The organism is Actinomadura sp. 7K507 (genome assembly GCF_004348425.1).
Taxonomy (GTDB): domain Bacteria; phylum Actinomycetota; class Actinomycetes; order Streptosporangiales; family Streptosporangiaceae; genus Spirillospora.
The window spans coordinates 1-7,420 of the sequence record NZ_SMKK01000344.1 but is presented as its reverse complement, the minus strand read 5'-3'; the positions used below and the strand labels follow the sequence as shown (position 1 = coordinate 7,420).

Here is a 7,420-nt window from a genome sequence, read left to right as displayed (position 1 = left end):
CCACATCGGTGCGCGGGGCCCCGCCGGCGTTCGGGGAGGTCCGGGTCAGCTCGAGACGAGTTCGCCGTCCGCGTCGTCGGCGAAGCCCGGAACCCATGCCAGCGCCTCGCCGCGGGCCGGGATCTCGCATTCCAGCTGGCACAGCACGCCGGTGCCCGCCGACAGCACCCGGTGGATGATCACGTACTCGGGCGGCAGGTTCAGCTGCCGGACCACGTTGGACGGCCGCAGGTCGGTGACCCGGGCGGCCATGTCGCGCAGCCATTCCCGGTTGAACTTGAACGTCTCGGTGACGAACGGCTCGGTCACCGGGGCCAGGAACGCCTGGAGCGACTCGGCGTCGACCTCCACGCCCTCGCGGATGAACTCCTCCCGGCGCAGCGCTTCCTCGATCTCGTCGATGTCGGCCATCGTGCCGATCCGAAGCAGCAGGCCGAGCCGCTGCTGGAAGCCGCCGGGGATGCGGTCGACGGCGCCGAAGTCCAGGACGCCGAGGCGGCCGTCCTCCAGCAGCCGGAAGTTGCCGGGGTGCGGGTCACCGTGCAGCATCCCGGACCGCTTCGGGCCGGAGAACAGGAAACGGCAGTACAGCAGGGCGGCGTGGTCGCGGGTCTCCTGGTCCCCCTCGCTGATGATCTTCGAGAGGGCGGTCCCTTCCATCCACTCGCTGATCAGGATGTTGCCGTCCTGCGCGATGACCTCGGGGATGTAGAAGTCGGGGTCGTCCTTGTAGGCGTCCCGGAAGACCATCTGGGATTCGGCCTCGATCGTGTAGTCGAGCTCCTCGGCCACCCGCTCCTTCAGCTCGGCGAGCATCGACTTGACGTCCAGGCCGGGCATCAGCACGGCGAACATCCGGCCGAGCCGGGCGAGCTGGTTGAAGTCGCTGATCAGCGCCTTCCCGGCGCCCGGGTACTGCACCTTCACGGCGACGGCGCGGCCGTCGTGCCAGACGGCGCGGTGCACCTGCCCGATGGACGCGGCGGCCGCCGGCTCGTCGTCGAACGACTCGAAGTAGACCCGCCAGTCCTCCCCGAGGAACTCGGCCAGGACCTTGTGGACGGTGGCCGCCGGGAGCGGGGGAGCGGCCTCCTGCAACTTGGTCAGCGTGGCGCGGTACGGGCCCGCGATCTCCGGCGGCAGCGCCGCCTCGAAGATCGACAGCATCTGGCCGAGCTTCATCGCCCCGCCCTTGAGCTCGCCCAGCACCTTGAACAGCTGCTCGGCGGTGCGCTGCTGGATCTCCGTCGCGACGGCCTCGGCGGGCTTGCCGAAGGTGCGCTTCCCCATGCCGAGCGCGGTGCGGCCCGCGAAGCCGATGGGGAGGGACGCCAGCTTTGCTGACCGCGTCACCGCGCGGCGGGGAAGATCGCTCACGCCGACCATTCTCGGTGATCGACTGTCGTTAACGCCACACTGACCAGCGACAATCGTCGGCGACCGAACTTTCGTCCAATCGTGACCTGCGAAAACGTGGTAAGTGTGCGCTTTCTCACGCCGGGTGAGGGGTGTGCCGCCAGACTGCGGCGGTCCGCGCGCCGTGGTATGTGCCAACTTCCTGATCTTGGAAGAGGTCTTTGAGCTGCGCGATTGGGGCGCCGGCCGTTGCCTGCCCGCTGCGGTCCCGCCGTGCCCACCGACCATGCGGGCGGTTCCGGGAGCGTTTACGAGGGGGTCCGGGGGAGGTGCGCCCTGGCTCGCGCGGTACGGTGCGGGCCATGTCCGATGAGATCGCCGACACGTCCGATGAGAGCGCGGACGTGCTGCTGGTCGAGCGCCGTCCCGGCGGCATCGTCGTCCTCACGCTGAACGACCCCGGGCGCCGCAACGCGATGTCGGACGAGATGACCGCCGCATGGAAGGCGGCGATCGAGGAGATCGGCGCCGACGCGCACGTCCGGTGCGTCGTGCTGACCGGGGCGGGCAGCGCGTTCAGCTCCGGTGGCGACCTGTCCTGGCTCGCCGACACCAACGCCGTCGCCGTCCCCGCGCTGCGCGACAAGATGCTCGCCTTCTACCGGACGTGGCTGATGATCCGCGATCTGGAGGTACCGACGATCGCGGCCGTCAACGGGCACGCCGTCGGCGCCGGGCTGTGCCTCGCGCTGGCCTGCGACCTGCGGTACGCGGCGTCCGGCGCCAAGCTCCTCGCCCCGTTCGCCGCACTCGGGCTGCACCCCGGGATGGCCGCCACCTGGCTGCTCCCCGAGGTGGCGGGCCTGCCACTGGCCCGCGAGATGCTGCTGGCCGGGCGCGCCCTCACCGGCGACGAGGCCGCGAGCCACGGCCTGGTCAACCGCGCCGTCCCGCGTGCCGACGTGCTCGCCGAGGCGCTCACCGTCGCCGGGCGGATCGCCGCGCAGGGACCGGTCGCGACCCGGCTCACCAAGGTCGCACTGTCGAACGGAGGCCACCCCGATATGGAGTCGGCGCTGCGCTGGGAATCGCTCGCGCAGCCCGTCACGATGTCGTCCGCGGACATGCTGGAGGGCCTCGCGGCACAGCGCGAAAAGCGCAGCCCGCGATTCACCGGCGAGTAAAGCCGGGACAGTGCCGCTGTGAACGGCTCCTTAAAACATAGGGCCTGACCTGCGGCAACGTCAATCACCCCCTATGGGGCGCGCAAAATTTCGAGTACGGTTCAGGCGTGCCCCCTAACGTTGAGGTCCGCCGAAGCGCTAGACGCCGGCGAACCGTGTCCGCCTACCGCGATGGCGACAAGGTGGTGGTGATGGTTCCGTCCAGGCTGAGCAAGGCCGAAGAGGAGCAATGGATCGCCACCATTCTCGAACGGCTCGAGGAGCGCGAACGCCGCCGGCGGCCCAGCGACGCCGACCTGCAGGCGCGGGCCCGGGAACTGTCCCGCCGCTACCTCGACGGCCGCGCCGATCCGGTCAGTGTCCGCTGGGTCGCCAACCAGCGCACCCGCTGGGGATCGTGCACCCCCGACGACGGCACCATCCGCCTGTCCACCCGCCTGCGCGGCATGCCGGCCTGGGTCGTCGACTACGTTCTCGTCCACGAGCTGGCGCACCTGCTCATCCCCGGGCACGGCGCCGACTTCTGGGAACTGGTCGGCAACTACCCGAAGGCCGACCGCGCCCGCGGCTACCTGGAGGGCGTCGCCGCCGCCGCGCACCTGCCCCTCGAGGCGGACACGCCCGACGGAGAGATCGCGGGCGGCGCCGATCCGGGGGACATCCACCACGGGGACGGCCTGCACCCCGGCGGCGAGTTCCCGCACGAGGTCGCCGGGTGACCGACGCCCCGGACCCGGCGCCCGGAGGCCAGCCCCGCTTCGCCGCGGTGCTGTCGCTCCCCGCCCGGCAGACGGACGTCCCGCCCGGGATCGACCCCGGCGAGTTCCGGCTCGCCCTCCTCGAGGACACCTACGAAGTCGTCGCCGGGCTGGAACTGGTGACGTCCGCCCTCGTCCTGGACCCGCCGGACCAGCCGGACGCCGAGGCCGTGACCTGGCCCGGCACGCCGATCGTCCGGGAATCCACCCTCGCGGGCGCGTTCGCCGCGCTGCACGCCCTCGGCGCCGGCGCCGCCGCGCTGGTCGCGCCGGACGCGCCCGACCTGCCGCCGCTGCTGCTCGGCAAGCTGTTCCGCGCCCTCGGCAGCGCCCCGTCCGCCGCCTGCCAGGCCGACGGCGCCACCGGCCCGGACGGCCTGGTCGCCCTCGCCGCACGCCTTCCGCTGCCCGAGTGGCTGGACACCGCCCTGCAAGGCGTCGACCTCGACACCCCGGACGCGCTGGCCCGGCTGCGCGCCGCCGCCCCGCGCCCCGGCCTGGTCCCGCAGGGACCCGCCTGGCACCGCCTCCGCACCACCGCTGACCTGCGGCTCCTCGACCCGGGCCTGGAAGGCTGGGAGAACACCCGCGCGCTGCTCGAAGGCCACCCGCTCAACTCTTGACGGCGCGCGCCACGAGCTCGCGGACGGCGTCGTCGGTGGGCTCCGGAAGATCGTCCACGGGGAACCAGCCGAGGTCGTCGGACTCGTCGCTCACCGCGTGACGGGCCCGCTCCGGGGCGATGGCGACGTACTGGACATCCAGATGCCAGGTGCCCTGCGGATGGCAGCCGACCCGGTGCCGGTCCAGCTGGACCGGTTCGGGCAGCAGCCGCAGCCCCCGGATGCCGGACTCCTCCGTCGCCTCCCGCAACGCCGCGCCGGCCAGCGTGACATCACCGGGCTCGCAGTGCCCGCCGAGCTGCAGCCACGCCTTGATCTTCGAATGCAGCGTCAGCAGCACGCGGGTCCGGGACGCGTCGAGCACGGCCGTACTGGCGGTGATGTGCCCGTCCGCGCACTCCCGCCACATCCCGTCCGCGGGGTGCTCCTCCAGATGCCGCAGGAACTCCAGCCTGGCCTCCTCCTGACCAGGATCAGGCGCCCGCCAGGCGGACAGAACACGGACGGCGTCCCCGTACAAGGACCCTGGAGCCGACGACCCTCCACCCGAGACCCCGCCCCCGGCCGCGCGTCCCGACCCGTCATCGACGAACCCGCGCGACGGTTCCCTCACGTGCGGCCCACGCGCGGGTAGCGGGAGTTGGCGGGATGGCGGCGCCGCCGTTCCTGGTCGACCGGCCGATGCCAGCACAGGCCCGTTCGCGCGATGCGGCGCCTGATCGCGTTCGTGGACGACCCAGGCGCGTACCGGCAGCCCCGCACGCGCGACTCGCGCGAGCGGCTCATGCTCGGGGCCTGCCGTCGCCCGGGCCATCGCCCTTATCCGAGCCGTCGCCCTTCCCGGGGCCCTCGTCGTCCGGCTTGCCGGCCCTGCCCTCTTCCGGGCCTTCCTGCGGGCCTTCCTCGCTCGGCTTGGTGAACTTCGAGATGTCCAGATCGGACAGGCCCTCGATCTCGTCGCGGCCGTGCACGAAGCCTTCCGGGTCGTCGAGGTCGTCGGACGTGGGGAGCAGGTCGGGGTGGTCCCACAACGCGTCCCGGCCCTGGGCTCCGCGCACCTCGGTGAGGGTCCGCCACAGCGTCGCCGCCTCGCGCAGCCGGCGAGGCCGCAGCTCCAGGCCGACGAGCGTCGCGAACGTCCGCTCCGCCGGGCCGCCGGTCGCGCGGCGCCGCCGCACCGCCTCGGACAGCTTGACCGAGCCGGGCAGCCGCCCCTGCGCGGCCTCGTTGACCACCGTGTCGACCCAGCCCTCGACCAGCGCGAGCGCGGTCTCCAGGCGGGTCAGCGCCGCCTTCTGCCGCGGCGTCTCCTCCGGCTGGAGCTGGATCTCGCCGCCGAGCGCCTCCTGGAGCGCCTCCGGGTTGCTCAGGTCGAGACCCTGGACGGCCTGCTCGATGCCCGACAGGTCGACGGTGATGCCGCGCGCGTACTCCTCGACCGCGCCCAGCAGATGCGAACGCAGCCACGGGACGTGCGCGAACAGCCGCTGGTGGGCGGCCTCGCGCAGCGCCAGGTACAGGCGGACCTCCTCCCCGGAGACCTCCAGGCCCGAGCCGAACTCCTCGACCCCCGCCGGCAGCAGCGCGCCGACGCCGTCCGGCGCGAGCGGAAGGCCCACGTCGGCCGAGCCGGTCACCTCGCGGGCCAGCGCGCCGAGCGCCTGCCCGGCCTGGCCGCCGACCATCGCACCGGCCATCTGCTTGACCATCCCGATCAGCGGGCCGGCCATCGCCTGCATGTCGGCGGGCATCTCGTCGCCGCCGAGCGCCCCGCCCATGGACTCGACCATGCGGGTCGCGATCGGGTCGCACACCTTCGCCCACACGGGAAGCGTCTGCTCGATCCATTCGGACCGGCTCCACGCCTGCGGCGTCCGGATGCCGGCGGGCAGCGTCGTCTTGTCGTCCAGCCACAGCTCGGCCAGGCGCAGCGCCTCTTCCACCTGGCGCCGCTCGGCGTCCACGACCGACGGGTCGCCCTGCTCGACCACCTGGTGCCGCGCGATGTTCTTGGCCAGATCCCAGTTCAGGGGGCCGCCGCCCCCGCCGCCCGCACCCTGGCCGCCGATCATGTCGGCGAACCGGTGCAGCATGTCGGCGAACTGCGCCATGTCGCCGCCCATGCCCTTGAATGGATCCTGGGGCCGGTCGTCGTCTCCGTCGCCGGGACGGTTGAAGCCGAAGGGAGTGTCACTCATCGGATCGCCCCTGGGATGCATGATGGGCTCATATCCGCAACGTTAGCCGGTTCAGGCAAGGTCGCGTACACAAGGAAGGGGGCACCCCCGTGGCAACGGGCAAGGTTCGCCCTCGGCGTAGCAAGGGCCCGGTCGTCGCCATCACCGGCGCGGCCACCGGGACGGGGCGGCTGCTGGCCGCCCGGCTCGCCGGACGGGAAGAGATCCGCAAGGTCGTCGCCATCGACGCGCACCGCGGCGACGTGCCCGGAGTCACATGGCGTGTCGTGGACATCCGGGATCCGCTGCTGTCCAACCGGCTGTCCGACGTCGACGTGATCGTCAACCTGGACGTCGAGCACTCCCCGGACGTGGACTCCCGCGACCGCCGCACCCACAACGTCCGCGGCGCGCAGACCGTGGTGACCGCCGCCGCGGCCGCCCGCGTCCGCCGGGTGGTCCTCGTCACGTCCGCGATGGTGTACGGGGCCGCGCCCGGCAACGACGTCCCGCTCGCCGAGGACGCCCCGCTGCTCGCCGAGGCCGACGCCAGCGTCGCCGGCGACTACCTGGAGATGGAGGACCTGGCCGCGACCGCGCCGATCACCCACCCCGGGCTGGACGTCACCGTCGTCCGTCCCGCCGCGCTCGCCGGACCCGGCGTCGACACCGTCCTCACCCGCCACTTCGAGGCGCCGCGGCTGCTGACCGTCAAGGGCAGCACGCCCGGCTGGCAGTTCTGCCACATCGAGGACCTCGCGTCCGCCCTGGACGTCGTCGTCACCGGTGAAGTGGCCGGGCCCGTCGCCGTCGGCAGCGAGGGCTGGCTCAGCCCCGGCGAGGTGACCGAGATCACCGGCAAGCGGACCTTCGAACTGCCCGCCGCCCTCACGTTCGGGACGGCGCAGCGGCTGCACCGGCTCGGCATGACCCCCGTGCCCGCCACCGACCTGCACTACGTCGCCTACCCCTGGGTCGTGGACTGCGCGCGGCTGCGGGCCGCCGGCTGGAAACCGCTCCACGACAACGCCGCCGCGCTCCGCGCCGTGATGGAGGAGACCACCGGGCGGCACGCCGTCGTCGGCCGCCGCGTCGGCGGCAAGGAGGCCACGGTCGCGACCGCCGCGACCGCCACCGTCGCCGCCATCGGCGCCGCGGCCGCCATCCACCGGGCCCGCAAACGCCGCCGCTGACCCCGCCGGAAACCGGATGGCCCGCCCCACCTGGGCAGGTGGGACGGGCCATCCGGTTTCGGTTCTCGAGTCGGTCAGTCGGTCAGTCGGTCGGTGGGGTTCCGGTCGGGGAGCCGGCCGGGGTGGGGG

General features: G+C 73.0%; 8 protein-coding genes. 4 read left to right on the top strand and 4 right to left on the bottom strand.

The window, feature by feature from the left end; translation table 11 throughout:
• Positions 1-45: 45 nt before the first annotated feature.
• Positions 46-1,377, bottom strand: a complete 1,332-nt coding sequence (locus E1285_RS41795; RefSeq protein ID WP_132160285.1) for an AarF/ABC1/UbiB kinase family protein — start codon at positions 1,375-1,377, stop codon at positions 46-48.
• 341 nt (positions 1,378-1,718) lie between these two features.
• On the opposite strand from E1285_RS41795, the gene E1285_RS41790 reads away from it, so the two are divergent.
• The 3 genes from E1285_RS41790 (at position 1,719) to E1285_RS41780 (ending at position 3,921) form a co-directional block, all read left to right on the top strand.
• Complete coding sequence (locus tag E1285_RS41790) at positions 1,719-2,540, top strand: enoyl-CoA hydratase-related protein (protein ID WP_165966987.1); 822 nt, start codon at positions 1,719-1,721, stop codon at positions 2,538-2,540.
• 155 nt (positions 2,541-2,695) lie between these two features.
• Positions 2,696-3,259 (top strand): M48 family metallopeptidase, encoded by a 564-nt coding sequence (locus E1285_RS41785; protein WP_132160284.1) that lies wholly within the window; start codon positions 2,696-2,698, stop codon positions 3,257-3,259.
• On the top strand, positions 3,256-3,921 hold the full coding sequence (locus tag E1285_RS41780) for a hypothetical protein (RefSeq protein ID WP_243723429.1): 666 nt from the start codon (positions 3,256-3,258) through the stop codon (positions 3,919-3,921). The genes E1285_RS41785 and E1285_RS41780 overlap by 4 nt, the downstream gene beginning before the upstream one ends.
• On the opposite strand, the gene E1285_RS47975 is transcribed toward E1285_RS41780, so the two are convergent.
• From E1285_RS47975 to E1285_RS41770, 3 genes are all read right to left on the bottom strand, one after another.
• Positions 3,911-4,441: an NUDIX hydrolase gene (locus E1285_RS47975; RefSeq protein ID WP_243723428.1), complete on the bottom strand. Its 531-nt coding sequence runs from the start codon at positions 4,439-4,441 to the stop codon at positions 3,911-3,913. The genes E1285_RS41780 and E1285_RS47975 overlap by 11 nt on opposite strands.
• Before the next feature lie 89 nt (positions 4,442-4,530).
• Positions 4,531-4,707 carry a hypothetical protein gene (locus E1285_RS47970; RefSeq protein ID WP_243723427.1) on the bottom strand — a complete coding sequence of 59 codons (177 nt, stop codon included), beginning with the start codon at positions 4,705-4,707 and terminating at the stop codon, positions 4,531-4,533.
• Complete coding sequence (locus E1285_RS41770) at positions 4,704-6,119, bottom strand: zinc-dependent metalloprotease (RefSeq protein WP_132160280.1); 1,416 nt, start codon at positions 6,117-6,119, stop codon at positions 4,704-4,706. The genes E1285_RS47970 and E1285_RS41770 overlap by 4 nt, the downstream gene beginning before the upstream one ends.
• Before the next feature lie 89 nt (positions 6,120-6,208).
• Here E1285_RS41770 and E1285_RS41765 point away from each other — a divergent pair, with 89 nt between their 5' ends.
• Entirely contained in the window at positions 6,209-7,291 is a 1,083-nt protein-coding gene (locus E1285_RS41765) for an NAD-dependent epimerase/dehydratase family protein (protein ID WP_132160278.1), read from the top strand.
• Positions 7,292-7,420 lie beyond the last annotated feature (129 nt).